The sequence below is a fragment of the Companilactobacillus baiquanensis genome (genome assembly GCF_003946605.1).
GTDB lineage: Bacteria > Bacillota > Bacilli > Lactobacillales > Lactobacillaceae > Companilactobacillus > Companilactobacillus baiquanensis.
The window spans coordinates 38,345-65,277 of sequence record NZ_RHOQ01000005.1 but is presented as its reverse complement, the minus strand read 5'-3'; the positions used below and the strand labels follow the sequence as shown (position 1 = coordinate 65,277).

Genomic DNA, 26,933 nt, shown 5'->3' with positions numbered 1-26,933 from the left:
ATTACTGAGCTATTTTGTGTTGCATGTTTATACATTATCCCATTACAGCTGAAGTCTTATGAAGTCTATTTTTCTCAGTATGACCTCTCCAGTATGATGAAAGAACTGAACCAGAGATATTATGCCAAACACTGAATATAGTAGAAGGAATAGCTGCTGCTGGTGAGAAGTACAACATTGATAAGGTTGCACCTAAACTAGAGTCTTGCATCCCAACTTCAAAGGTAATAGCTTTTCTTTGCGGATCCTTTAAACGAATTAATCTTGAAAATAGATAACCTAAACCGTATCCTGATAGATTATGAAGGATAACAACTGGAATTACCAAAGCTGTTGTAGCAGTGAATAATTCAGCATGGTTAGCAGATATAACAGCCCCGATGATTAGAAGGATGGCTGTTTGTGATACTAACGGTAAAGCACGTGTTAAATTATCGATTCTTTTACCAAATAATGTATGGATAATAACACCCAAGATAATTGGTACTAAAACAATTCTGATCGTACTCATGAAAAGTGATTGTGTTGGGATCGTTACATACTGTCCAGCATATAACATTAATAGTCCTGGCAATGCCAATGGTGCGAGTAAAGTTGATAAAGTCTCTATTGAAACATCTAGGGCAACATCGCCTCCGGCCAAATATGCCATAACACTTGAAGATGTTCCACTAGGACAAGATCCAACAAGGATAACTCCAACAGCAGTAGCTCCTGTTAAATGGAAAATCTTACATAATACAACAGCGACTAAAGGCATGATCACATAATGCGCCACAGTTCCTAAGATAACTGGCAAAGGACGTTTAACGATCCTGACAAAATCTTCTCCACGAAGTGTCAGCCCCATACCAAACAAAATAATTCCTAATAAATACGATGTGTTGGGAATTACCCATTTACTCGTTTGTGGCAATAAATAATTAAAAATTGCCCAAATAACAACTAATACCGTAAACCATCGACCGATCCATTTACCTAGTGCTTCTAATTTTCCCATATAATCACGCTTCTTTTCATTTTAAATAAATTTAATTGTAATAACCTAAAGTCATTCTAGCGACTTGACTCATCTTATCCGGTCCCCATGCCGGTTCCCAAACAATATTTATTTTTACTTCGTCTACTTCTGGCAGTTTTTCCAAAGATGATTGAATCATTTGTTCCAAAACTGTTGAAATAGGACATCCCATAGTTGTTAAAGTCATAGTGACAGTAACGACGTTATCTTCCATACTTAGACCGTAAATCAGACCTAGATTGACCAAATCAATTCTTAATTCTGGATCAATAACTTTTGATAACCGTTCAAGCATCCTATCTTGCAAATTTTTTACTGCTGATTCTTGCATCTCATCTACCATTTAGATCACTACTTTCCCTTTTCTTTTCCAAATAATTGATCAGCTCCTAGCATTACACCACCAGTATTTGCTGAAGTTACTAAATACTGATATCTTGCTAAATAACCGAATCTAACTTTAGGTTGGAATGGTTTTAATTCTTTTCTGCGTCTTTCAAATTCATCATTAGATACAGCAACGTTCAAAGTTCGATTTGTAAGATCGATCGTTATTTCGTCTCCATCATGGATCAGTGCGATTTCTCCACCTGAAGCGGCTTCTGGTGAAACATGACCTACACAAATTCCATGAGTTGCACCGGAAAATCTTCCATCAGTAATAAGTGCAACCGTTCTTCCTAAACCACGTCCGATAATATCTGAAGTTGGATTTAACATTTCAGGCATCCCTGGACCACCTTTTGGACCTTCATATCTAATAACAACAACATGACCGGCCTTAACTGTTCCATTGTCTATTCCTTCAACCGCATCATCATGCGAATCAAAACAAATAGCTTTACCAGTAAACTTGTGAATATCTGGATCTACACCCGCTACTTTGATAACTGAACCTAATTTAGCGACATTTCCATAAAGAATCGAAAGTCCACCTTGTTCAGAATAAGGATTATCCAAAGGTCTGATAACTTCTGGATTTTTAGTAACTGCTCCAGAAACATTTTCACGAATCGTTTTACCGGTGACGGTCATTCGATCAGGATGGAAAACACCTTTTTGAATCAGCTCATTCATCAATACTGGAATTCCACCAGCTTGGTGAACGTCTTCCATTGTCCAAGATGATGATGGAGCAATTTTTGCCAAATGTGGTGTACGTTTAGCGATTTTATTGATTTCTTCCTCGCTGTATTCAACACCCGCTTCATGAGCAATTGCTAAACCATGCAAAACCGTATTAGTTGAGCCGCCCATTGCCATATCTAGGGCAAAAGCATCATCAAAAGCATCTTTAGTCATAATGTCGCGAGGTTTAAGATTATTTTTAACATTTTCCATAACGCGTCGTGCGGCTTTTCTAACTAATTCACGGCGTTCTTCTGATGTAGCTAAGGCAGTACCGTTATAAGGTAGTGCTAATCCAAAAGCTTCCATTAATGAATTCATTGAATTAGCTGTGTACATTCCTGAACAAGAACCACAGCTAGGACAAGCATTTCGTTCCAATTCTAAGAAGTCCTCTTTAGTCATTTTCCCATCTTTAAAAGCACCAACAGCTTCAAAAACAGAAGATAAAGTAGCTGCTTTACCGTTGGGATCGACCCCAGCTTTCATTGGTCCACCGGAGACAAAGGCACATGGAACGTTAGTACGAACAGATGCCATCAACATTCCCGGCGTGATTTTGTCACAATTTGGCATATATAAAACGCCATCAAACCAATGTGCATTAATAACTGTTTCCGCGGAATCAGCGATAATTTCTCTACTAGGCAATGAGTAACGCATTCCGATATGTCCCATTGAAATACCATCATCAACACCGATAGTATTGAATTCAAATGGAATCCCACCAGCCTTTCTAATTTCTTTTTTAGCAATATCGGCTAGTTCTCGCAAATGAACGTGACCAGGTACGATTTCAATATATGAATTACAAATTGCAATGAATGGTTTTTTCATATCTTCTGGATCTTTAACTTGACCTGTTGCATAGAGCAAGCTTCTACCTGGTGCTCGATCGACACCTACTTTAATTTCGTCACTTCTCTTTTGCATATCTTTACCACTAACATTGAAATTTAGTGTGTCACTCATTTCATCATCCTCTTCTCTTTTTATGACTTGGGGTAAACAGATACTCTAGTTTCATCGATTTTTTGAACAATAATTGGTTTTTGATAAAAGTCTGATAAGGACTTTTCTGATAATAAATTTTTTGTTTGACCAAAGTTAACGATTTCCCCTGATCGTAATAACAGTAGATGATCAAATACTGGCAGAATCTCTTCAGTGTAATGCGACACTAAAAGTAAGGCAGGACTATCAGGGCTTTTGGCAATTTTTTGAATACGTTTTAACAATTCTTCTCTAGCAAATAAATCCAATCCATTACATGGTTCATCTAAAATTAATAATTCAGGCTTTGCCATCAGTGCTCGAGCTATTAAAATAAGTTGCCGTTCTCCTTGTGATAAAACAGCGTATGATTTAGACAATAACTTTTCACCGCCAAGATTTTTCAAAATATTTCGTGCTTGTTCCAAATCTTGGTCGCTGTATTCTTGATAAACTCCAATACTTGCGAACTTACCTGATAAAACGATTTGGTCAACGATATCCCCTGGATGCAAAGCATCTTGTAAGGCGGTACTGACCCAGCCGATCTTAGTTTGTAATTTAGGTATATTGGTCTGACCAAACAATCCACCCAATACTTCTAAAGAACCAGTCGTCGGCCACAGATCACCGTGGATCATCTTCAATAAAGTCGTTTTACCTGCGCCATTTAAACCTAAAATTGCCCAATTTTCCTTAGCTTTAACATGCCAAGAGATGTCTTTTAAAATTTGCCTATTTCCGCGAGTTACTGAAACATTTTTAAATTCAAGAATATTACTCATAATAATTACTATGCTTCAGCTTGAGGTGTACTGTATTTATCAGCTTCTTTAACAAATGGCATTCTTTCACGCAATCCTTCACCAACTTCTGATAATAAGGAATGTTCTGAACGTTCGCGCATCTTGTAAAGTTCTGGGAAACCGTTACGATAATCTTTCATAAATTCTTTGGCAAATTTACCATTTTGGATATTCTCAAGTGAATCCTTCATGGCTTGTTTTGCCTCTGGACCGACGACCTTTGGACCAACGACATAAGAACCATATTCAGATGTATTGGAACAATCTTTATACATCTTGTTGAAACCACCTTCATAGATAAGATCACAGATAAGTTTCATTTCATGTTCAACTTCAAAATAGGCTAGTTGTGGAGAGTATCCTGCTTCTGTTAAAACTTCAAAACCTGTTTCGATCAAAGCTGTGATACCCCCCATTAGGACATTTTGTTCACCAAAGAGATCTTCTTCTGTCTCTTCTTTGAAAGTTGTCTTCAATAATCCTGCACGAGCAGCACCATTTCCCTTAGCAAATTCTTTTGAGAGATCTTCTGCATGTCCTGAATAATCTTGGAAGTATCCATAAAGTGCTGGGACCCCGAAGCCTTCTTTATATGTACGGCGACAGAGATTTCCTGGACCTTTAGGTGCCATCATAACGACATCAACATTAGCTGGAGGAACGATTTCCTTATAATGGATATTAAATCCGTGAGAGAATCCTAAGACGTCGCCTTCTTTTAAATTAGGTTCGACTTCATTTTTATAGACATCTGACATAACTTCATCGGGTGTTAACATCTGAACCCAGTCGGCTTTTTTAACGGCCTCGGCAACTGAATATACTTCAAACCCATCACGTTTAGCATTATCAAATGATTTTCCTGGTCGAACGCCAACTACAACGTTGAAGCCAGAATCACGTAAATTGTTAGCCTGTGCATGTCCTTGTGATCCGTATCCGACAAATGCTAAAGTCTTTCCTTGTAAATAATTTGTTGTGACATCATTGTCATATAACATTTCTACTTTCATAATAAATCCTCCATTTAGTTTAAATACTTTTTATTTTTTAATCTAAGCCCAATATGTCATCATTAGCACAACCAGGTGCAATCATTGGATAGACTTGTTCAAAACTTGGAATTGTTACATTGATCAAAGCTGGTTCACTTTTACTGAATAAATCTTGAAATTTAGTTTCTAAATTGTCTGATTTGTCTAATTCATAGTAGGAAATCCCGTACGCTTCTGACAGTTTTTCAAAATCAGGCTGATGTTCAAAAACTGTTTGTGATCGACGCTGGTCATAAAATTCATCCTGCCATTGGCGGACCATTCCGAGGGTCCTATTATTTAATAAGATTATTTTTATATTTAATTTTTCAGCTGCTAAAACTTCTAGTTCCTCACTGGTCATTTGAATACCGCCATCACCGACGAATAAAACAACATCTTTATCGGGATTGGCATACTTTGCACCAATTGCAGCCGGAAGACCAAAGCCCATTGTTCCTAAACCTCCAGATGTTACTAATTGTCTTGGATAATGGAATGGATAATATTGTGCCACCCACATCTGGTGTTGTCCGACATCTGTAACAACAGTTGCTTGTCCATGAGTAACTTCACCAACAGCTTGAATAACTTCTTGCGGTTTTAACAAATTCTTTTCTTTCTTATATTTAAAGGGATGACGAGCTTTATTCTTTTGTGTTTTTTCTAACCACTTCCTAGTCGAACGACTTTCAGCTGGAAAAGAGGTCATATATTCTAGTGCCAGTTTGGCATCTGCTGTTGCTGAATACTTAGTATGAACGATCCGATCAATTTCTTGTGGATCAACATCGATATGGGCAACTTCAGCATAAGGAGCAAACTTTTCAACATTTGGGACCAAACGATCATCAAATCTTGAACCAATATTTAACAAAAAATCACATTCTTGAAAAGCCATATTTGCGGCATATGAGCCATGCATTCCACCCATTCCTAAGAAAAGTGGATCGTTATTTTTCAAAACTCCTAAACCTAACAAAGTCGATACGACTGGAACTTGCCATTGATATGCAAATTCTGCGGCTAATAATCCTGCATTGGCTGCACCAACCCCTGCTCCTAATAGAAGTAAGGGTTTTTTTGCTTGCCTTAATTTACTTAGAATTGTATCAAGCTGACTTTTTTGATCATCAAATAAGAGATTCTTTGAATTCTTCTTATACTCAACCGAATTATCAGAATAAACTGCCGACATTACATCTTTTGGCAAATCGACTAAGACTGGGCCTTTTCGACCTGATTGAGCAATTTCAAAAGCTCTATCTAAAGTATTGGAAAGTTTTGAATAATCTTTAACTTGGAAATTAGACTTAGTTACAGCTTTCGTCATACTCAAAATATCTAGCTCTTGAAATGCGTGTGTTCCAATCGATTCTGTACCAACTTGTCCAGTTAAAACGACCAATGGAGTCGAATCCATCATTGCATCAGCAATTCCCGTAATGGCGTTTGATGCCCCTGGGCCACTAGTAACACAAATGACTCCGGTTTTCCCCGTGACTTTGGCATATCCTTCAGCAGCATGGGCTGCACCTTGCTCGTGACGCATTAAAATATTTCTAAAAGATGAAGTATAAAACGTATCATAAATTGGTAAAACAGCCCCACCAGGGTATCCGAATAAAACTTCAACATTGTGATCAACTAACGATCGAATCAAAGATTCAGCTCCGCTAATTTGATTTTGTTCACCGTCTGACTGTTTTGCTAACATAATAGATCCTCCTTCCATAAGTGATTCTCATTTTTTAGGTCAAATTATATTAGAATTAATATAGTGATTGGTTTTTCTAATTTTTCTTTAATTTACCTTGATTATCACCAATTATTGCAATTTCAGCTGAGTAGATAAAAAATCATTAAAGATTAAATTCAACATTTTCAAAAGTTTCTTAAATGCCATTGTTTAATCGTTATAACGATTGACTAATTTTCTTCATTTGCTGATGGCAATTAAATTAAACGCCTTTAAATCAATTGTCAAGAGGGCTTTCCCAAATTACGCTGGATAAAACATCAATAAAATTTCAGGCATATATAGGTAATTTATCTCAAAATTTATAGTTAAATATTTTTTGCAAAAATAAATATTATTATTTATATATTGACATTTCTTACCAAAGTGTTAAATTTAAATAAAATTAAAGGCACATTAAAATGTCTAGGAAAGGGGAGCTGAATATGTCAGTCACTTATCTATCAAATAATTCAATGCTTGATGTAACAGCTTCTCTAAACAAGAAGGCTATCGAAAACGATAGTCTTCTTGTGCTTGTCCAAAATATTTTGAACGATGCTGAAATTATTATTGTCATTATTAAGGCCGTCGCTACAACGGCCTTGATTAGTCTGCTATTTGATTTAGACAATAATGCTCAGTGGGATTCCCAAAACATTTTGGATATTTGTATCAATTTCTGTAAATTTCAGGAATAGCTATCAAAATATTCATGATTCAATGTCAAAAAGGGTTATCTGCTAAGCAGATAACCCTTTTTTTATCCAAAAATTTAAAAACATACGAGGAAAATAATTATGACAACCAACAACAAAGCAGTTTTAACCGATGAAGAAGTAAAAAAAGCTTACGAAGTATTAAAACCAGTCGTCGTTCACACACCTTTACAATACAGCGACTATCTATCACGAAAATATAACTGTAATGTCTATCTTAAAAGAGAAGATATGCAAGTAGTCCGATCATTCAAAATTCGTGGTGCTTATTACGCCATCTCCCAAACATCAAAAGAAGATAGGAAACGCGGTGTGGTTTGTGCCAGTGCTGGAAATCACGCTCAAGGAGTTGCTTTTACCAGTGCAAAAATGGATATTCCCGCAACTATCTTTATGCCAACAACTACACCGCAACAAAAAGTTGATCAAGTTCAATTTTTTGGAGGCAAAAACGTTACTATCAAAATGGTCGGTGATACTTTCGATGAAGCAAATGAAGCCGCAAATAAATTTTGTTTAGAAAATAATCAAACTTTCATCGCTCCTTTTGACGATTTAAATACCATGGCAGGACAAGGATCGCTTGCAGTCGAAGTATTTGACGACGCAAAAAAAGAAAATTTAGATGTTGATTATTTATTTGCAGCAATCGGTGGCGGTGGATTGATCAGTGGGATAAGCACTCACACTAAAGCAGTTAGTCCTAAAACAACTGTTGTTGGTGTTGAACCAACTGGTGCCAGCTCGATGGCTAAAGCCTTTTCTGTTGGTCATCCCGTCAATCTTAATACCGTTGACACTTTTGTCGATGGTGCTGCAGTTAGAAAAGTCGGCCAATTAACTTACAATACTTGCCAAAAATTTGTCGATCGACTAGTCCAGGTTCCCGAAGGATTAGATAGTAAAACTATTTTAGATGTTTATAGTAAACTTGCACTGGTCGCTGAACCAGCTGGTGCCTTGAGTATTGCAGCTCTAGAAGTTTATAAAGACCAACTGGCTGGAAAAAATGTAGTCTGTGTTGTATCTGGTGGAAATAATGATATTAATAGAATGCATGATATGGAAGAAAGATCCTTAGTTTATCAAGGTTTACAACATTACTTCTTAGTAAGTTTCCCTCAACGTGCAGGTGCATTGAGAGAATTCGTCAATCAAACACTGAATCCCGATGATGATATCACTAAATTTGAATACACGAAAAAAGTTAATAGTGGTACTGGTCCTGTTTTGATCGGTGTTCGTTTAGGTAAAGCCGATAATCTCAAAGTTTTGTTAGAACGACTAACTCAATTCGATCCTAATTATTTAAATCTAGAAGACAATCCCGCACTATACAGAATGCTAGTTTAAATTATCTCTAGGAACAAAAAAAGCTTTCCATTTTTGGAAAACTTTTTAATTATATTAAATCGCACTATATAATAGTAGAAACTAATTTATTTTTTTATTTCAAACTCTTCAAAACATAGTCTGCCAGCTGATTTACACGTGCATAATCGTCATCATCTGGATCTTCATTTATTTTAACTGAATCAGCAACTTGATCACCGTTACTAGAATTCATTTCCATAGTAAAGTAATCGACTGCTCTTCCAAAATGAATATGTGATTTTGAACTAACTCCTAAAACTGCAAATTTAGTTTTAGCCAAGTCGACATCTTGCAAATCTTCAAAAAAGTCTTGTGCCTCTTCGGGTATTTCACCATCGTTATAAGTATATGTTTCGATTATAACGGCGTCATACTCTGGTAAATCAAAGGCGTCAGCATCAACTAATTGATCTAAAACAACTTCTGCACCATTTTCCTCTAAATAATGTGCTAAATGCTTTGCAACGGTTTCATTACGGCCAGACATACTTATATAACCTAAGAATATTTTACTCATTTTAAATACCTACCATCTTACACTGATACGTTCTTTTTGGTGCTTGGCATTTAATATTTCATCAACCATAGCCATCGCATAATCAGCATAACTTATTTTAGATTTCCCATTTTTATCAAAAGTCATTTCTTCACCGGCTAAGACATACCCGCCAGTTTTTTCTGCATCAAAATCAAAATCATCAGCTGGACTAATATAAGTCCAATTGATATCACTCTTACGCAAAACATCTAATGCCTTTCCCATTTCTTCACTAAGTGGTTTTACAAAATCTGGAAAGTCGTCTTGTTCAAATCTCTTTTGTGTATGTTCTTTATTGACGTAAAGAGATCCAGCACCACCAACTACCATAAGTCTAGTTCCAGTTCCCTTTAATATATCAATCAAATGTTTTGTAGAGGGTACAAATTCTTTAACACTGTCGCCAAAAAAGCCCAATGCATCCACTAAAACATCAAAATCTTTTACATCATCATGCGTTAAATCATAAACATCTCTGACAAGAAATTTTTCTGTTGGAGATTTTTTTTCATTACGTACAATTGATGTAACATCTAAACCACGTTTGAATGATTCCTCAACAATCATTGATCCTTGCTTACCATTTGCTCCAATTACAGCTATTTTCATTAAAATACCTCCCACTACTTTTTACTTTACACAAAATAAACAATAATTCCTACATATTAGGCTCACTAGAACAATTCTTTTTAATTTGACGGTACTTGATACACATGTAGTATCATTAGAGTTGATAAATCTTTAGGAGGAACAAAATGGCAAAATACCAAATATACTTAATTCGTCACGGTCGTACTTGGTTTAATCGTTATAACAAAATGCAGGGCTGGTCAGATACACCGTTAGCACCAGATGGTGTGGAAATTGCAAAAAAAGCTGCCGTCGCACTAAAAGATGTTGACTTCAGTGCAGCTTTTTCATCAGACGCTAGACGAGCTATCGACACATGCAAATTAATTGTTGATGAAAATATGAATAAAGATAAATTGAATCCCACTAAATTGATGGAATTCAGAGAACAATTTTATGGTTATTTTGAAGGAATGAATTCACCCGAGGCTTGGTTCATGGTCGGACAACCACATGGTGCCAAGGGATTTAGCGATATTATTGATAAATATGATCTAAATGCAACTAAAGATTTCATGAAGGAAGCCGATCCTTTCCACGATGCTGAAAATGCTGAAGAATATTGGACTAGAATCAATCGTGGATTTGATGCTATTGATAAAATAGCTAAAGATGGAGATAAAATTTTACTTGTTTCACACGGAACAACTATCAGATCAATCACAGATCGTTATAGTGATGGTCAATTTGATGTAACAGACAGTCCAAGAAATTCAAGTTTAACTATGCTTGAACGCGATAATGGTAAAAATCTTGTTACAAGTTATAATCAAATGATTATATAAGAGCGTTATATAAGACGGTTAGAGACTGAGCATAGCCTAGGATATCGAATAATTGCGCATTTGCAATTGTTCGATATTCGTAGCTAAGCGGAGGTCTCTGCCTTATATAACGCGTTGCAATAAACAAATTAGATGTACCCAAAAAGTGCAGTAATCCAAAATTGGATTACTGCACTTTTTTAATTTAACAATCGAAAGCTGAACAAGTTTTTTTAAACCATTAGCTATTCCATCTTAACATCGTTTATTCCAAACAATAATACTAAAATACCGATTGCTAAAACTGCTACAAACATCATAAATATCATTGAAATACTCAATCCCATCCCTAATAATGCTCCTATTAAGAAAGGTCCAAGTGTTGCACCAACTCGACCAATCGATTGAGTAAATCCAACTCCAACTCCACGAATTTTTGCTTCATAATGACTAGGAGTAAAGGCAATAAGTGTTCCCCATGCACCTAAATTGAAGAATGACAATAGTGCACCACCAATAAATATAACAATTTCGTTATTAGCTGTTCCAAAAATAAAAGCACTTACAATAGTTCCTAAAAGATAAATAATTAAAATCTTCTTACGACTAATTTTACCCATCAACCAAGCAGCTAAATAATAACCTGGTAATTGTGCCAAACTCATCAATAACGTATAAGCAAAACCGTGAAAAATCGTAAAACCTTTTAAAATTAAAACACTTGGAAGCCATAAAAACATTCCATAATATGAAAACATGACTACAAACCATAAAACAGTCAAAACACTAGTAGCTCTTAAATACTTACCAGACCAAATATCTTTTAGTGACTGGAAAATATTTATCTTATCTCTTTTAGTTTTAATATATTCATCTGGCAAATGTCTTCTCATAACAAAGGCATATAAAGACACTAAGAATGTGAAAATAACTGTTATTCTCCAACCAAAAATAGGCATAACTAAAAATGATAATAATGACGCAAAAATCCAACCAATGGCCCAGAAACTATCAGCTAAAACCAACATCCTAGATTGAGTTTTTCCAGAGAAAGAATCAGCTAGCATAGTTGCCGCCACCGGTAACTCTCCACCTAATCCAATACCAGTGATAAATCTTACTAACATAAATGTATTTACATCCCTAGTAAAAGCTAGTAAAAGATTTCCTACTGAAAATAAGATCAACGTCCCGATCATTACATGCTTACGACCAAATTTATCGGCCAAATATCCACAGCCCAATGATCCAAAAATCATTCCTAAAGATGTTACGGCACTAAGATATCCAATTTGAGTAGGTGCCAAACCCCATTCACTCTCAACAATTGGCATAATAAATGATAATAATGCAACATCCATGGCGTCGAAAAGCCATGCCGTACCAATAACAAATAGTAACTTGTTACTTCTAGTTAAAACGTTTTGCATATTCCATCTCCATTTTAATATTTTTTATTAAAAAAATAATTTAGGTACATTTTACTTTTAAAACTTCAAAAGAATAACATGACAATAAAAGTCATGTCAAGTTATCTATTTTAACCGATAAACCTTACCCGGACGACCAGCCATCTTTAGATTTTCTACTCCTACTTCTTGAAATAAATGGCGATGAGTCTTACGGAAATTTGAATTGTCTATTTCTGAAAGCGGGATTCTTAGAAGGATCGAATAGATGATCCTAGCCTTTTTTAAGGTAAAAGTTGGTCCCAAAATACGCAATATTGTTGGCGAATAGTCAAGACGATTTCTAACTCGACTAAAAGCTGTACGTAGAATTAAACTATGATCTGCAAATAATCCGTCTTTTTTCCGATACTTTTCTGAATCAGAATAAAATTTGTCACGATCTACACTATCTTTCAAAGTTTCAAAAGATAGTTTGCCATGAGTCAATTTATAATTATCAATACTTGGATCAACAATGAACCACTGCGCATCATCAGCCCCATATCCTGGAACTAATTTAGGCATGTCTGGCAGATAAATCATATAAGTTAAGGCCAGTTCCCTTTTTTTACTTCTATGAATATCGGTAAAGGTAGCTAATTGTTCAGTATTAACTAGTGGAAGGTCTACGCCGATCTTCTCACGTACTAACCGTAAAGAAGCCTCCTCAGCATTTTCATCTTTACGCAAATAAGTTGTAGGTAAGCCCCACATTTGATTTTCAGTTCTTTTCAATAAAAGGACCAACAATTCTTTTGTCTTGCTATTAAAGCTCCAAATAACGTTAGTAATACTGATTTCAGCCATCTTAAACTGCCTCCTTATTTTTAATTTTACAATAAGTAGTAGGCAATTAACTATGTTTAATTTATCATTCTTATTATAATAATGTGGTAATTATTTTAATAAGAAAAAGTCTTTAATTTTCTTATTTGTATTAGAAAAAATATTTTTATTTAAGCTTTTTATTAAAAAAATCTCATTTTCATTTAACTTAGTGTATAAGTTTTCAGTAAAATGTTTTAGAATGTAGTTTAAGTCTTTAAATTGAAAGGGGAAATTTAACATATGTTGAAACCATCAGATGCTGTTGAAACGGAAGGATTTTATATTAACCCTGATCGTTCAGTAGCTGTAATCAACTATAACGAAGAATATGTTCGTGATATTTTTCAATTGATCAACTCCGAAAGCTTCGCTAAGCTAGTAAAGCTTTATCTCAAAGAAAGCAAAAAAACATCAACTAACGACTTTGAGAAATTGGATTCCAAAACATACACCAATACTTTGAAAGCTATCTTAGTAGATAATAAATCTGGATACGAAAAATATGACCGAAATTTGATACTGAAAAGTATTGAAGATTTATATTCATTCTATCGTTCATACTTTAGAGTTTCTCTGATCAATAAACACAATAGTGAAATCGTAACTAACGATTTTATGGATATCGATAATCGCTTTAATGAAATTGTTCTTCAGTTATACCGTGCTATTGAAGAGAAATTACAAGGTTTTTCTAACCGTGCATACCGTCAAGTTAACGCTGGTACAAATGCCTGTGTTCTAACACAATCAATTTCTTGGCCTACACCAAAGGGGTATGAAGCATTACAAAACATTAGATTCTTAGACACCCTTATGTTACGTCCTCCAATGATGATGCACACTAAGAGCAACAAGCGTGAAGGTGTCTTTGATGCTGTTAAAGATAATCCAATAGCTAAATTTGATGGTGATCAAAAAGATTGGTTCTGTTTCCCAGCCAAAATTGGTGAAAGCCTAGCCTATATTTACTTCCATCGTGATTATTTTGTTAGTGGAATTGCTCTAGCCAACTTGTTTGAAGTTGCTGATACAGCAAGTATTGAAGGTAAAAAGCCTGATGAAATTTTGTTATTTGGATTAGACAAAACTGAAGGTGATGTTTGTCACTATTACCACGACGAAGAAAATGATCTTTGGATTGGTGAAGTTCCATATAATGATAAGACAACTTACTTTGGTTACATGAAGAAAATGTGTTTGACACTTCATAACTTGCATATGATTTATGAGAATCGTCTTCCAATCCATGGATCAATGGTTAGAATCAGTTTCTCAAATGGTAAGACTAAGTCTGTTGTTTTCTTTGGGGACTCAGGTGCCGGAAAATCTGAATCAATTGAAGCTCTACAAGAAATTGCTGATGATAAAATTTTAAATATTGAAACTATTTTTGATGACATGGGTAGTTTTGCATTTGATGATGACGGCAATGTTTATGCTCAAGGTACTGAAACTGGTGCTTTCGTTCGTTTGGATGATTTAAGTAGCTCCGTAGCTTTCAATAATATGGACCGTGGTATTTACTTAAATCCAGAGTTGAAAAATGCTCGTGTTATTTTACCTGCTAATACTTATAAACGTGTGGTCGAACACCATAGTATTGATATGTGGGTTTATGCTAATAATTATGATTCAGAGATCGGTTTGCATCAATTCCCTGATGAAGATGAGGCAAAGAAAACATTCATTGCTGGTAAGAGAAAAGCTCTCGGCACAACTGATGAAGTAGGCATGAGTACAACATTCTTCGCTAATCCATTTGGCCCAGTTCAAGAAGAAGAAAAAACTCGTCCGGTAATCGACAAGGTATTTAACAAGCTTTATAAAGATAAAGTTTACGTTGGTGAAATTTATACTCATCTAGGGTATGACAAATCAAAAGATAGCTTGCAAGAATCAGCTAAAGAATTATTAAATCAATTAATGAATAATTAAGCACCAAAAAAGCAGATCGCCTGATCTGCTTTTTTTATTATATTAAATTTTATTTTTTAAGTAACTTCTCAACAGCTGGCTTCAAATCGGCTTCGTCCATATCTTCATATTTCTTAGCCTCTACTACTGTTTTATCAGTATCATGATTTGATGCTTCCATAAAGTGATCCCAGATAGCATCTCTAACTGGTAGAGTTGAGTCACTCCAATCAAAAACTTCACTCATTTTCATATCTAATAAACTTGTTTTATCTACTGATACAGCCATTATTAAAGCTTCCTTTCTTTGATTACAAGTACCATTGTAAATCATTATTATCGAGATGTTTAACAAAAGCCCTTATTGATTTATATGTTTATACAAACATTTTCAAATAAGGTTATGGTTGATAATAATCTCATCCCGATCTCTTGTAAAGAAGTTTGCTTAATGACGTTTTACCTAAAACATCCCATATAATAACCGTGAGTAAATGGGAACATGTGTAACGCTGGTATAACGGTAAAAATAACTAGCACAGCTACAACGATTCCAATAATAAGCGGTGCTCTGTTTTTGTTAAATTTTACTGGCTTGCCATTATCCTTGGAAAATGCGTACCAAACCAGTGCTAAAAGAAGAACTATTATGATAGTCGAACTAAACATCATGGTCCTATCCCCTTTTTCAAAAAGAATATCACGATTTATCTGTTCTTACCAATGTTTAATTTGCAATTTAAAAAGTCTGTTAAATCAAGTAACTGACTAACCTTTTCATCATTTTTAATATCATTTAAATCCAAATTATTTAATTTAAGACGATCATTCTTTAGTACCCAAAAATTAAATAAAGGAGAGCTCACTTGATACTTGCCATGCAATAAATTCATCCCCGTCACAAATTTACTACCTATTTTAGGTAAAGGGAATGAATTCTTTTGATAGAAATATTCCTCATTCATTGTTTTATCAATCAACTCAATTTCATTAGCATATCCAAATCCTGAAGGAAAAGTCGTCGTTATATACTTATTCATTTTCTTACCAAATAAGACCTTATCGATCCTAACTTGAACCTTAGTTGTAGGAAAAATATTCTGATTTCTATTTTTCTCATAATCAACAACTGTCCCTAAAATTATCAAGTTATTTTTAGCTTTAAATTGCTGCCAAGTTAGTGGGTCGTTATTATAATCCATCATCCCAAAACTGGGCTCTTTTTTTGTTGTGGTATTTTTTAATCCTTGATTCCAATGCTGCTTATTTTTAGAAATAACATATTGATGGTATTTATTATGACGGCAGCCAACAAGCATTAACATTGGTAAGATTATCCAAAATATTCTCTTCATACACAAAATAATAGCAGGACTAAGATAGCCCTGCCATTATTTATCAATATGTATTTTTATCATTTAAACGATACTTAATACAAGCCAAATAACATTCCATATTGTAATTTTGATTTTATTTGCTTGATCAATTTTTAAATTTTTCCAATTTAACCAAATCATCAAACCAGATCCTACAATTCCAGTAACTACTTTCTGCCAGATATTAGTATCTTTAGTTATAAAGGCAAATATTATTGAACTTAAAATACTAGTTACCGCCAGTCCTAAAACAACATTTACAAAAAGTGCTTTTTTATCGGCTGGGGTATTCTTTAATAACAAATAGAAAATCCCATACAAAACTACAAAAATTAATATTGCTTCAACAGCAAAAATTAAAAATTTGAACTTCATAGCTGCAGCTGGGGCTCCGGCTAATTTTTTATCACCTAAAAATAACGTGATGATTTCTAAAAAGCAATAAATCAAGAAAACTCCTATTAAACTAACTTTATCTAACCTATATAATTTTTTCATAAAGTCCCCTATTCTTCTTTAAGTAATCCTACAAGTGGCGATTTAGCTGCTTTATTAGCTGGAATAAATCCAAATACTAAGCCAACTATTGTCGAAACGGATAATGACATAATAATTGCGTACGTTGTGACTACTGCCTTAAATGGTAAGAAACTATTAATAATTTGTACCACCCCGTAACCTAAAGCTATCCCAATCAATCCCCCGATCACACAAAGTACAATACTTTCAATTAAGAATTGATTTCTGATATCCCCTGCGGTTGCACCAAAGGCACGTCTGATACCGATCTCTTTTCTACGTTCAGAAACGGTGATATACATGACGTTCATAACACCAATACCAGCGATTAATAATGAAATTCCCGCTACAAAAGCAACGAAATAAGTAATATTATTCAAAGTCTTTGTAAAACTCTTACTAATTTGATCAGGATGAGAAATCGAGTATTTACCCAATTTGGAATCTTCACCAAATTTTTTCATTTCATTTACAGCACTTTTTCCAACTGCTTTTTTATTAGCAGAAGGCTGAACAGATAGCCTGGCCTCATCTTGTGAAATTTGACCAGCAAATAATTGTTTGAATGTAGTTTTAGAAACATAAATATCAGGACGATATTCAAAATCACCTATTTTATATATTCCACTTACAACATAAACATTGTCATTAATAACTAATCTCTTATTTAATGCTTTACCTTTAAAGGCCCTATCTGCTAAATCTTTAGAAATGAAGATATTGCCCGTATCATCGGAATTTAATATTGTTCCAAAACCTCTATATAATTTAACTCTTTTGGGAACTTTATTAAGTGTTGCTGAAGTCTTCTTAGTTTGATGTTGAACTGTCACACTGGCTTCAGGATTACTACTAGTGAGCTTGACATGATCGACCCCTTTAATACCCTCTAAAACAGCCAGATCATCTCTAGTAAATCCACTTTTGGTATCCTCATCTGATGAAGCAGTAAATTCTAAAGTCACTTTATTTTTAGTATTGTGATCTTGCATCCCTTTAGTGGCAACGTGAGTAAAGCCATCCCCAATTGCCAAAATACAAATAACGCTAGCAATACCAATAATAATACCTAGCATCGTCAAAAAATTTCGATTCTTATTCTTACCGATTGATTTGAGTGCGATCATAACTTTATCTAACATTATTTTTTCACACTCTTTTCGTCATTATATAGATGACCATCACGTATGTAGACAGTTCTCATGGCATAGTCAGCAACTTCTCGATCATGTGTAACCATAATGATTGTTGTGCCAGCTTTATTTAGATTAGTAAAAATATCCATGATCTCTGTACTAGTTTTGGAATCTAGGGCTCCTGTTGGTTCATCAGCAATGATTAAATTAGGTCGATTAACAATTGCTCTAGCAATCGCCACACGTTGTTGCTGTCCACCTGAGAGTTCAGAAGGAGTATTCTTCTCTTTGCCCTCCAGACCTACTTTATTTATTACATCTTCGATCAATTCACGTTTATTAGCTTGTTTTTGTTTACTATAAATTAACGGAACTTCAATATTTTCATAAACACTGTACGTCGTTAATAACTTAAAATTTTGAAAGACAAATCCTAATTGATCACCACGAATCCTTGATAAGTAATTATCATTAGCATCTTTATATGATTTATCCTTTAGCAAATATTCTCCAGTGTATTTCTGATCTAACAGACCCAAAATGTTGATCAAAGTCGATTTCCCAGAGCCTGACGGACCCATGATCGCTAAAAATTCTCCATCTGAAACTTCAAGATTTATATTTTCAAGTGCAATGAACTTGCCGTATGTTTTTCCTATATCAGTTACTTTAAGCATATGATCACCGCCTAAAACAAGACTAGCTTATCGCCGGCCTTGATATCTTCTTTAGTGTAGTAATCATTACCATGTTTAGTTAGGTTTAAGATGACTTTATGTTTCTTGTTATTTTTCAAAAGATAGACAGTATCTTCATCTTTAACTGCACTTGCAGGAATTTTATAACCTAGTGATTTATTCTTAATTTGAACATGCATTCCATATGGCAAGCTTTCGTCTGTGCTTACTTGGAAATGATAATAAGATACGGAACCATTGTTATACGGTATGGCGTCTTTTTTTGAATATGTTCCTGAAATTTCTTTACCATTATTTTTAACAACTGTAACGTTTTTACCGATTTTAATTTTATCCAAACTAAATTCATTCACATTACCCAAAATAACTGGATTGCCATAAATATAACTGTGACCTTCACTATCTTTGTAGTAAGTACCAGAAATTGGCGCTGCGACTACACGATTTTGCTGCTTATTTAGTTTATTCAATTTATCTTGTGCATCCGCCAAATTTTGCTGATCTTTAGCCAATTCTATTTTGTCATCGGCTGTTTTAGTTGTATTCTTATTTACTTCTTGAATAGCTAAATTTATTTGATTGATTTCTAAATTCACACTATTAATTTCACCGGACATATCTTCATAAAATGTAAAAATAGTTTGACCCTTCATAACCTTTTGACCGTTAATAACTTGTGTTGAAGCCAGTACCTCATCAGACGATTTAGGTTCAGCACTAACAGCATTTTTTTCATCAGCTTGAACCACTCCGGTAAAATAATTCGTACTCTGTGATTTTACCGTGTAAGTAGTATATTTAGGTTCGGTCGTATTACTTTTACCAAAAGCTAAAAATAAAACTATTCCTAATAAAATGACATTAATTCCCCAAATGGCAATTTTAATTTTCTTCATGCAAAATTCTCCCTAAACAAAGATAGTTTTAAGGATAACAGCTCATCTTTTAAATTCAAAATCACTCAAAAAGCGCAATAACAACTATTTAAGTAATATAGTCGTTATTACGCTTTTTATGATTAATAAATTTATATATATTGAATTTTAGATCATTTTATAACGTTTTCTTTGACGTTTTGCCAAATATTAGGCAGTCACTGCTTTAGAGCTTTTAACTGTCTTTTTTGAACTAGATAAACGTTTCAAACCAATACCTGTGAAACCACTAATAATAGAAAGGATCGGTGAAAGTAGACTGAAGAAACAGAATGGTAAGAATTCCAAAGTTGATACGCCTAGTGTATTGGCTGCAAATGCGCCAGCAACACCCCAAGGGATCAAGTAGTTGATAACTGTACCACCATCTTCAAGAACACGGCTAAGAGCTAAATTATCAAGTCCACGCTTATTGAATGTTTCTTTAAATGCTTTACCAGGAAGGATAACTGATAAGTATTGTTCACCAACAAAGATATTAACTCCAATACCTGAAAGAATTGTAGCTGTAACAAGTGGTCCTGTTGTCTTCAAACGTTTAGCAAGTGGTTGCATAGCTGTTTGAATAATATCAAACTTCATTAACAAACCACCAAGTGACAATGTAAGAAAAATCAATGAAACTGTACCCATCATTGAGCTGATACCACCACGAGTAAGTAGTGCATCGACACTGGCATTACCTGTCTTTGAAATAAATCCTGATTCGATAAAACCTGCAACTGATTTAATTGGTGTTGAAGGATTTTCAATAAAAATCATACCGATCGTAACAGTGATATTTAAAATCAAAGTTGCAATAGCCGGAATCTTTAAGAAGGCACAAACGAAAAGTAATGCGATTGGAAGAATTGCCCACCAAGTAATTGTGAAATTAGAGTTTAAAACATTCAAAGTTGTATCAATTTTACCTAAACTAGCGCCTGAACCGCTATTACCAATAACAGCGTATAGAATCAATGAAATAATAAATGCGGGAATTGTTGTCCACATTAAATTTTTGATATGAGAAAACAAATCTGAACCAGCAATGGCTGAAGCCAAGTTAGTTGAATCTGAAAGTGGTGAAGTCTTATCACCAAAGATAGCACCAGAGATAATTGCTCCGGCAACTAAAGCGGGATTAATACCAAGTGTAGTTCCCATTCCAAATAGTGCGATACCGATTGTAGAAATAATTGTAAAAGCACTACCGATCGAAGTTCCGATCAAAGCACAAACTAGGAAAACAGATGGAACAAACCATTGTGTTGAAATCATATGGAATCCAGCTACCATCATTGATGGAATAATTCCTGCTGCGATCCAAGTTCCGATCAAGGCACCAATCAAAATAAAAATGAAAATTGGCACGATACCATTTTTAACGCCGTCCATAATACCATTATGAATATCATCCCAACTATTCTTTCTGACTTTTGCCCAAAGGATCAATAAGCCAATAACTACCAAAACTGGAGTTTGTGGGGACAATCCGAATTTAATAACACTAGTACCTAAAATTATTAACATAACTATTAGAATCGTCATGGATTCTCTAAAACTTACTTTCTTTTCCATAATTAAAATCTCCTCGAATTTTTTTGCTTTAAATCGTCGAATCAATATCGAGGATTACCGCCTGAAGTTTCCATATCAATACCCCCTTGAGTATAAAAAAAGCCGTTCCTGCTATATTTAAATAACAGGGACGACTTTTACCGTGGTACCACCCAATTTGAGAATAGTCTTACAACTATTACTCCACTCTTGAGAAATAACGGTTCTCTTTTTCCGCTTGGATAACCAAGTCGTGTTTGGTATTTCTGTACTATATCCTGACCGGTTCGCATCAACCACCGGCTTTCTTACACACAGATACAGCATTACTTAGTTCAAACACTTAATTTGTTTATGTGATTGATATGAATATTAGCAGTGTTTAAATTACAAGTCAAGTTATTATTTTAATAAATTTCTAATTTTAATTGTTGGTTAAAACTCAAGAATCTCCTTACCAACAACATAACCGTTATCAATTGGAAAATCTAACTCATTTTTTATTGCTTCAAAATCATAATTATCATACTTCCCCGTAAACCACGGATTAGTAGAATTTTTTGATCCTTTTACTGCTTCAATTTTATCTTTCATAGTGGTAACTCCCTTTCACAAATTAAGCCATTCGACGATCAATATATTTTGAAAGCAATGACAATGCATAACATACGATAAAGTACATTACCGCCATAATTACAAAGACTGGAATAATGTAATTAGGATTTTGTCCGTAGACAACTTGTCCATGTTGCATCAACTCTGGCACCACAATGATAGTTGCAAGAGATGTATCCTTGATCAACGAAATAAATTGACTAACCAAGGCTGGGATCATCTTTTTATAAGCTTGGGGCAAAATAACATGCCACATAGCTTGTCCAAGCTTCATGCCTTGGGCACGTGCTGCTTCCATTTGACCAATATCAACTGCCAAAATACCTGAACGAATAATTTCAGCGATCATCATTGATTCAAAAAATGTCATCGCCAAAATTGCAGCAGGAATTGTATCTGGTTTGAAACCAAATGCTGGCAATCCAAAGTAAGTGAAGAAGATGATCAATAGTAAAGGTAAATTACGAACAACATCAATAATAAATCCTACGATCCTTGAAAAATAAGGGATCTTAGCATATCTAATGATTCCCAAAACTGATCCAAAAATAAAACTTAATACAACAGAAATTACAGAGATCAATATAGTGATTTCCAAACCTTGGAGCAGGAATCGTATATTGATCCATGAATAAGCATCTATCCAATTTTGCATAATACGTCCCCCTCTAAGCTAATTTTCTTTCTAGATGTTGCATATAGTAGCTGATCGGCAAAGTAATAACTAAGTAGAACAAACCAACTATAATGTACGTATTTACTGTTTGAAAACTTGTCGATGCAATTGCGTTACCTTGATACATCAAATCAAATCCAGCAACAAAGGCTAGAACTGATGAATTTTTAACTAAGTTAATAAATTGATTCCCAAGTGGTGGAATTACCAATTTAAAGGCTTGTGGTAAGACGATATAACGCATCGCCTGCCAGAAAGTCATACCTTGAGCACGAGAAGCTTCCATCTGACCAACGTCAACGGAATTAATACCAGAACGAACGGTTTCAGCGATAAAGGCTGATGTATAAATCGTCAATCCAATCGTACCAGCTGTAAATCCATTGATTTTAACAACATATAACGGAATTACTAAGTAAAAGAACATCGTTATAACTAACAATGGAATATTACGGAAAATCTCAACATAGACGTTCCCGATCACGCGGGCGACTTTACTAGGCATAACCTCTAAAATCGCAAAGAGAGAACCAATGATCAAACTGAAAAATAAGGCCACAATACTGGATAATACTGTCCAGCCGAATCCAGAAATGAATTCCGACCAATTATCTACAAGTAGTTTTATCATTTTCTGAGCACCTCCTTATAGTTGAATCCAGGAACGTTTCCAAACCATTTCATGATCAGCTTGTTATACGTACCATCTTTAATAACTTCTTTTAAACCTTTGTTGATTGCTTTTTTAAAGTCACCTTGGCCTTTATTGATACCAATACCATAAGGTTCAGTTGTAAATGTTCCACCGACTAATTTGTAACCTGGGTTTTCAACTGCCAGCCCAGCCAAAATAACATTATCAGTCGTCATAGCTTCACCTTGACCAGACTTTAAAGCCGTCAGTGCTTGAGCAAAATCTGGTAATTGAAGAACACGGGCTTTTGGTGCTATTTTATGAATATTATCAACGGAATTAGATCCAACTGCACTTGTAACGGTTTTACCGTTCAAATCTTTAACACTCTTGATCGATGATCCTTTTTTAACCAAGATAGATTGTCCAGCACTAAAATATGAATCAGAGAAATCAATTACTTTTTTACGGTCAGGCAAAATAGACATTGTTGCAATGATCGCATCAATATTTCCATTCTTTAATAACGGAATTCTAGATTGTGATGTAACAGTAACAAACTTAGCTTTTCCGTTCTTACCTAAAACTTTTTTAGTAATGGCCTTGGCTAAATCAATTTCAAATCCCTTTTCTTGACCATCTTTAACATCAATTAAACCAATCAACTTTTGATCAGCCTTAACTCCCCATGTAATGGTGTTAGATTGCTTGTCGTTTTCCAAAACATTTTGAGATGACAGTGGTTTAGAACCACACCCTGCCAGCGTCAAGACAAGGAGTAAAGACGTAATCAAAAGTGTTACATATTTAAACCTTTTCATATCTGTTACTCCCCTCTAATGCTTAATAATCTTACCTAAGAACTGACTAGCACGTTCATTTGTAGGGTTCTTGAAGAATGTTTCAGTCTTGTCATCCTCAAGAATTTGTCCGTCAGCCATAAAAATAACACGGTTGGCAACTTCTTCAGCAAAGCCCATTTCATGAGTAACAATAAGTGAGGTCATATCACTTTGACTTGTAACATACTTAATAACGCCCAAAACATCATCGATCATTTCAGGATCCAAAGCACTGGTAGGCTCGTCAAATAGCATACAACGAGGTTTCATAGCAAGTGATCTAGCAATTGCCACACGCTGAGCTTGGCCACCAGAAATCTGTGAAGGCATATTATGAGCTTTATCAGCTAATCCAACTTGATCAAGCAAGTTCATAGCAGTCTTCTTATTTTCTTCTTCATTCAACTTCAAAACGATTCTAGGCGCTAACATAACATTTTCCAAAACATCTTTATTGGCATATAAATTAAAATGTTGAAATACCATACCAACATCAGTTCTGATTCTGTTAATATCGGTTGATTTGTCGGCAATATCACGGCCGTTAACAATAAGCTGTCCTTTTTGAATAGTCTCCAATCCATTAACTGTTCTAGCTAAAGTACTTTTACCAGAACCAGAGGGTCCGATCAAAACAACAGTTTCCCCCTTATCAATCTTTAAGTTAATGTCTTTTAGTGCATGAAACTTTCCGTAATATTTTTGAACGTCACGAAATTCAATCATTGATGACATAAACTTTTCTCCCTTCTTTTTCCCTATATAATTCTTACTGAAAAAAATGTATTAAAGAAATTTTAATGTTTTAAAAACTATTTAGCAACAAAAATCATTTAAGTGACCTGCTTTGTTCGGTTTATTAGCCCCAAAAATAAATCACCTAATCATTGTAATACCACCATTTGTATAATATTTAAACCTCTGTTTTGAATTTTTTTATTTTTTAAAACTTTTTATTTATTTTTAAGATTCTAGTTATTCCCGAACATAAATTAAATAATTGTTTAAATGATTTTATTTAATCTTATTAATTACAGAAAAGAAGATGCAAAAACCCTTGTTATTTTCACAATTAAATAACAAGGGTTTTATATTTACGGGAAATTTGTTGAGGATTTCACACATTAATAAATAAGGTTGGGGGATTTAGCTCCTCATTTGAGGAGCTGGGGTCTGTAGGATAGAAGATTCCCGCAGACCCCAGTTCCCCAAAGGGAACTATTTCAAAACAATTTTCTTATACAAATAACGAGTTACAAAGTAATAACCTAAATATAAAATAATAAAGATTCCAAACGGTATCTCAATATTCATATATGGTTTATACAAAATTTTTGAAAACATTTGTAAGCCGATCAATACATGAACAATACCTAGTCCAGCTGGTACAGCAAAGAGTACTGCAATTTCTTTATTGATAGTTGAACGTAAAAATTTAGTTCTTGTTCCGATCTTATAAAGCATGTTATATCGTTTAACATCACTGTTAGCACCTGATAATATTTTAAACATTAAACAACTTGCTAACATTGCTAGAAAGGCGATACCTAGGAATAGACCCATAAATTCAAGTCCTGAGAAAATTCCATTAACTAAGACATAACTATCATATTTGCTTGATGCTGCTCCAACAAGTTCAGGGAAGCGCTTTTGTTCAGCTTGATTGATCTTCTTAATTTCTGACAAGTTAGCGTTAAACGACTTTGTTTTAACTAGCGTTAGACTATTAGTTTTAGAATTAATAGAATCAAACTTACTGTCGCTAACAGTGGAAACTTTAAACATTCTGTATTTTGGTAAATTATTATTTAGTAATTCATATGAAGCATCTGCAATTGACGGATCAGTAGTATCAACTGTTTTACCAACCATTGATTTCATATTGAATTTTTGATATTTAAATGGTGTCTTTTTAAATTCACTAGCTTGATAATAAATCGTGTTTTTATCCGTCTTATAATTGTATGTTGTTTGTGTTTTAACATTTAATTTATCAATACGTTTTTGTTGAGCTGAATTTATATTGTTTACTGTGACATCGTAATAATTTTGTCCGTCAACTACGGTTGAAATTTGATTTTGAAATCCTAATCCAACTGTAATAGCACCTAGTGCTAAAGCAAACATCATCGCTACCATTGAAAGTATCTTCGTATAATCCGAAATTCTAAAACTTAATTGTGACAGAGTGAAATTGTTAAGACCTTTTTGTGAGAAGTTTTTATTTCTCTTTAACGCCGCTATAACGGCTGTTATGACAGAATTTATCGTAAAGTAGGTTCCAATAACGATCGTAAATAGTGCAACTGGTACTCCTAAATAAATTAAGATCGGATTACTTCCCATAATGATCATGGTTGCATAACCAATTGCTAGAAAAACTATTCCTAAAATAACTTGGAAAATTTTCAAAGCCTTATTCTTTTTAATACGTGCTGGCTGACTATCTTTATGTAAAAGTGTCAACACTTTAGTACGGCGGATCGAAATTGAATTTTTTAAAGCGGAAATAATGAATATCACTATAAAAAATGCGAAGGTAATAAGTAGTGCTGGTAAATAAAAACTATTAAAATGAGTTACTTTCATATCTAATGCATTTATAACCAATTGACTAACAAAACTAGTCGCTACGATTCCTATAACGCTTCCTAATACAGTGGCAATCGCACCAATTGTAAAGGTTTCGATGAAAATCATCTTGGAAATCTTACTACTTTTGGCTCCAAGCATCATGAACATTCCATATTCTTTTTGACGCATGCTTAATAAAAATCCATTGGCATAATTGATATAAACTACCGTTATAATCGCCAGTAAAACTGCTCCGAAGCCATAAATGAAACTAGTTGCTTGTGCTGGTGAATTCGATTTTAAAAAGGCACTATTAGTTGCAAGCGACATAAACATATAAAAAATAGCTGAAGCTATGATAAGGCCTGAAAATAGTACACTGTAATCTCTTAAGCGGTGTTTGATCCCGCTTAATGCTAATTTATTTAACAATTTTATTTCCTCCCTTCTT

General features: G+C 34.3%; 28 protein-coding genes. 4 read left to right on the top strand and 24 right to left on the bottom strand.

The features are described 5' to 3' along the window. Positions 1 to 34: 34 nt before the first annotated feature. From EKM77_RS08670 to ilvB, 6 genes are read right to left on the bottom strand one after another with little or no spacing between them, the layout of a single operon-like run. Positions 35 to 1,000 carry a bile acid:sodium symporter family protein gene (locus EKM77_RS08670; RefSeq protein ID WP_125593664.1) on the bottom strand — a complete coding sequence of 322 codons (966 nt, stop codon included), beginning with the start codon at positions 998 to 1,000 and terminating at the stop codon, positions 35 to 37. A gap of 31 nt (positions 1,001 to 1,031) precedes the next feature. Then, the gene (locus tag EKM77_RS08665; protein WP_125593663.1) at positions 1,032 to 1,364 is read right to left on the bottom strand and encodes a metal-sulfur cluster assembly factor; all 333 of its coding nucleotides are present in this window, start codon (positions 1,362 to 1,364) and stop codon (positions 1,032 to 1,034) included. An 8-nt stretch (positions 1,365 to 1,372) separates the two neighbouring features. After that, a complete protein-coding gene (gene ilvD / locus EKM77_RS08660) occupies positions 1,373 to 3,121 on the bottom strand; it encodes a dihydroxy-acid dehydratase (RefSeq protein WP_125593662.1) in 1,749 nt (582 codons plus the stop codon). Between the two features lie 20 nt (positions 3,122 to 3,141). Then, complete coding sequence (locus EKM77_RS08655; protein ID WP_125593661.1) at positions 3,142 to 3,927, bottom strand: ABC transporter ATP-binding protein; 786 nt, start codon at positions 3,925 to 3,927, stop codon at positions 3,142 to 3,144. 8 nt (positions 3,928 to 3,935) lie between these two features. Beyond that, on the bottom strand, positions 3,936 to 4,961 hold the full coding sequence (ilvC, locus tag EKM77_RS08650; RefSeq protein WP_125593660.1) for a ketol-acid reductoisomerase: 1,026 nt from the start codon (positions 4,959 to 4,961) through the stop codon (positions 3,936 to 3,938). A gap of 37 nt (positions 4,962 to 4,998) precedes the next feature. Then, positions 4,999 to 6,699 carry a biosynthetic-type acetolactate synthase large subunit gene (ilvB, locus tag EKM77_RS08645; RefSeq protein WP_125593659.1) on the bottom strand — a complete coding sequence of 567 codons (1,701 nt, stop codon included), beginning with the start codon at positions 6,697 to 6,699 and terminating at the stop codon, positions 4,999 to 5,001. A gap of 467 nt (positions 6,700 to 7,166) precedes the next feature. Between ilvB and EKM77_RS08640 the strand changes: the two genes are divergently transcribed. Both EKM77_RS08640 and ilvA read left to right on the top strand, forming a co-directional pair. Further along, positions 7,167 to 7,421, top strand: coding sequence for a hypothetical protein (locus tag EKM77_RS08640; RefSeq protein ID WP_125593658.1), 255 nt, complete (start codon positions 7,167 to 7,169; stop codon positions 7,419 to 7,421). Positions 7,422 to 7,520: 99 nt separating this feature from the next. Then, positions 7,521 to 8,792: a threonine ammonia-lyase IlvA gene (gene ilvA / locus EKM77_RS08635; protein ID WP_125593657.1), complete on the top strand. Its 1,272-nt coding sequence runs from the start codon at positions 7,521 to 7,523 to the stop codon at positions 8,790 to 8,792. A gap of 94 nt (positions 8,793 to 8,886) precedes the next feature. On the opposite strand, the gene EKM77_RS08630 is transcribed toward ilvA, so the two are convergent. Both EKM77_RS08630 and EKM77_RS08625 read right to left on the bottom strand, forming a co-directional pair. Further along, positions 8,887 to 9,330 (bottom strand): flavodoxin domain-containing protein, encoded by a 444-nt coding sequence (locus tag EKM77_RS08630; RefSeq protein ID WP_125593656.1) that lies wholly within the window; start codon positions 9,328 to 9,330, stop codon positions 8,887 to 8,889. A gap of 9 nt (positions 9,331 to 9,339) precedes the next feature. Beyond that, a complete protein-coding gene (locus EKM77_RS08625; protein ID WP_125593655.1) occupies positions 9,340 to 9,960 on the bottom strand; it encodes an NAD(P)-dependent oxidoreductase in 621 nt (206 codons plus the stop codon). A 146-nt stretch (positions 9,961 to 10,106) separates the two neighbouring features. On the opposite strand from EKM77_RS08625, the gene EKM77_RS08620 reads away from it, so the two are divergent. Further along, positions 10,107 to 10,766: a histidine phosphatase family protein gene (locus EKM77_RS08620; RefSeq protein ID WP_125593654.1), complete on the top strand. Its 660-nt coding sequence runs from the start codon at positions 10,107 to 10,109 to the stop codon at positions 10,764 to 10,766. 224 nt (positions 10,767 to 10,990) lie between these two features. On the opposite strand, the gene EKM77_RS08615 is transcribed toward EKM77_RS08620, so the two are convergent. Continuing rightward, positions 10,991 to 12,175, bottom strand: coding sequence for an MFS transporter (locus EKM77_RS08615; protein ID WP_125593653.1), 1,185 nt, complete (start codon positions 12,173 to 12,175; stop codon positions 10,991 to 10,993). Between the two features lie 105 nt (positions 12,176 to 12,280). Beyond that, positions 12,281 to 13,003 carry an NrtR DNA-binding winged helix domain-containing protein gene (locus EKM77_RS08610; RefSeq protein WP_125593652.1) on the bottom strand — a complete coding sequence of 241 codons (723 nt, stop codon included), beginning with the start codon at positions 13,001 to 13,003 and terminating at the stop codon, positions 12,281 to 12,283. A gap of 261 nt (positions 13,004 to 13,264) precedes the next feature. On the opposite strand from EKM77_RS08610, the gene EKM77_RS08605 reads away from it, so the two are divergent. Further along, positions 13,265 to 14,959, top strand: a complete 1,695-nt coding sequence (locus EKM77_RS08605; protein WP_125593651.1) for a phosphoenolpyruvate carboxykinase — start codon at positions 13,265 to 13,267, stop codon at positions 14,957 to 14,959. A gap of 49 nt (positions 14,960 to 15,008) precedes the next feature. Here EKM77_RS08605 and EKM77_RS08600 read toward each other — a convergent pair whose 3' ends face one another. From EKM77_RS08600 to EKM77_RS08540, 14 genes are all read right to left on the bottom strand, one after another. Further along, on the bottom strand, positions 15,009 to 15,227 hold the full coding sequence (locus EKM77_RS08600) for a P8 family protein (RefSeq protein ID WP_125593650.1): 219 nt from the start codon (positions 15,225 to 15,227) through the stop codon (positions 15,009 to 15,011). A gap of 170 nt (positions 15,228 to 15,397) precedes the next feature. Continuing rightward, positions 15,398 to 15,610: a hypothetical protein gene (locus EKM77_RS08595; RefSeq protein WP_125593649.1), complete on the bottom strand. Its 213-nt coding sequence runs from the start codon at positions 15,608 to 15,610 to the stop codon at positions 15,398 to 15,400. Between the two features lie 35 nt (positions 15,611 to 15,645). After that, on the bottom strand, positions 15,646 to 16,263 hold the full coding sequence (locus EKM77_RS08590; protein ID WP_164507754.1) for a hypothetical protein: 618 nt from the start codon (positions 16,261 to 16,263) through the stop codon (positions 15,646 to 15,648). A 93-nt stretch (positions 16,264 to 16,356) separates the two neighbouring features. Then, on the bottom strand, positions 16,357 to 16,812 hold the full coding sequence (locus EKM77_RS08585) for a hypothetical protein (protein WP_125593647.1): 456 nt from the start codon (positions 16,810 to 16,812) through the stop codon (positions 16,357 to 16,359). Positions 16,813 to 16,820: 8 nt separating this feature from the next. Beyond that, complete coding sequence (locus EKM77_RS08580; protein WP_125593646.1) at positions 16,821 to 17,975, bottom strand: ABC transporter permease; 1,155 nt, start codon at positions 17,973 to 17,975, stop codon at positions 16,821 to 16,823. Then, positions 17,975 to 18,646, bottom strand: a complete 672-nt coding sequence (locus EKM77_RS08575) for an ABC transporter ATP-binding protein (protein ID WP_125593645.1) — start codon at positions 18,644 to 18,646, stop codon at positions 17,975 to 17,977. The genes EKM77_RS08580 and EKM77_RS08575 overlap by 1 nt, the downstream gene beginning before the upstream one ends. 11 nt (positions 18,647 to 18,657) lie before the next feature. Then, the gene (locus EKM77_RS08570) at positions 18,658 to 19,563 is read right to left on the bottom strand and encodes an efflux RND transporter periplasmic adaptor subunit (RefSeq protein ID WP_125593644.1); all 906 of its coding nucleotides are present in this window, start codon (positions 19,561 to 19,563) and stop codon (positions 18,658 to 18,660) included. A 189-nt stretch (positions 19,564 to 19,752) separates the two neighbouring features. Continuing rightward, the gene (nhaC, locus tag EKM77_RS08565) at positions 19,753 to 21,162 is read right to left on the bottom strand and encodes a Na+/H+ antiporter NhaC (protein ID WP_125593643.1); all 1,410 of its coding nucleotides are present in this window, start codon (positions 21,160 to 21,162) and stop codon (positions 19,753 to 19,755) included. A 414-nt stretch (positions 21,163 to 21,576) separates the two neighbouring features. Further along, positions 21,577 to 21,735: a hypothetical protein gene (locus tag EKM77_RS10970; protein ID WP_164507753.1), complete on the bottom strand. Its 159-nt coding sequence runs from the start codon at positions 21,733 to 21,735 to the stop codon at positions 21,577 to 21,579. 22 nt (positions 21,736 to 21,757) lie between these two features. Next, positions 21,758 to 22,411, bottom strand: coding sequence for an amino acid ABC transporter permease (locus EKM77_RS08560; RefSeq protein ID WP_125593642.1), 654 nt, complete (start codon positions 22,409 to 22,411; stop codon positions 21,758 to 21,760). A gap of 13 nt (positions 22,412 to 22,424) precedes the next feature. Then, positions 22,425 to 23,063, bottom strand: coding sequence for an amino acid ABC transporter permease (locus EKM77_RS08555; RefSeq protein ID WP_125593641.1), 639 nt, complete (start codon positions 23,061 to 23,063; stop codon positions 22,425 to 22,427). After that, positions 23,060 to 23,887 (bottom strand): glutamate ABC transporter substrate-binding protein, encoded by an 828-nt coding sequence (locus tag EKM77_RS08550; RefSeq protein ID WP_125593640.1) that lies wholly within the window; start codon positions 23,885 to 23,887, stop codon positions 23,060 to 23,062. The genes EKM77_RS08555 and EKM77_RS08550 overlap by 4 nt, the downstream gene beginning before the upstream one ends. A 15-nt stretch (positions 23,888 to 23,902) precedes the next feature. Continuing rightward, entirely contained in the window at positions 23,903 to 24,634 is a 732-nt protein-coding gene (locus tag EKM77_RS08545; protein WP_191987452.1) for an amino acid ABC transporter ATP-binding protein, read from the bottom strand. Positions 24,635 to 25,126: 492 nt separating this feature from the next. Continuing rightward, positions 25,127 to 26,914, bottom strand: coding sequence for an FtsX-like permease family protein (locus EKM77_RS08540; RefSeq protein ID WP_125593638.1), 1,788 nt, complete (start codon positions 26,912 to 26,914; stop codon positions 25,127 to 25,129). Positions 26,915 to 26,933 lie beyond the last annotated feature (19 nt).